This window comes from Achromobacter sp. 46006, from assembly GCF_059761975.1.
On record NZ_JCBANN010000141.1, the window covers coordinates 1 to 535 of the forward strand.

The 535-nt window shown below is 66.0% G+C and carries 1 protein-coding gene; it reads left to right on the forward strand.

Annotation, left to right across the window (positions count from 1 at the left end; all coding sequences use genetic code 11):
* A partial coding sequence (locus tag AC6LKG_RS26545) for a ShlB/FhaC/HecB family hemolysin secretion/activation protein (protein WP_498169975.1) occupies positions 1-340 on the forward strand: 340 nt, incomplete at its 5' end.
* Positions 341-535 lie beyond the last annotated feature (195 nt).

A 535-nucleotide genomic window follows, 5' to 3' on the forward strand; every position in this document is an offset into this window, starting at 1 on the left:
GGTGCGCGGCTTCGATGGGCAGATGACGCTGGCCGCGGAAGACGGCTGGACCTTGCGCAATGACCTGTCGCTGGACCTGGGCGGGTTGGCGGGTCTGCCGGGCCAGCAGGTCTACACCGGGCTGGACACTGGCCGAGTCGGGGGGCCGTCGGCCCAGTACCTGGCCAGCCGTACGTTGGTCGGCGCGGTGATCGGCCTGCGCGGCCGTGCTTCCCTGCCCGCTGCGACCAGTGCGATCAACGCCAGCTACGACATTTCCGCTGGCTGGCCGTTGCAAAAGCCTGATTCGCTGAAAACCGCCAGCACCGTGTTCGCGGCGACGCTGATGTTCGAGTTCTGAGCCCGTCGCTTTGCGTTGTCGAAGCGCTCGCAAAGCCAGCCCCCAACCCTTGGTGCAATCGAGTAAGCATGATGTCCAAGCTCCGTTCCCTGATTGTGTGGTCCGTGGTCTTCACGCAGGTCTGGACGCCCGTGCTGGCGCAGACCCTGCCGATCTCGGTGGACAGAAGCGTGCCGGGCGCCAAGCCCTTCGTGA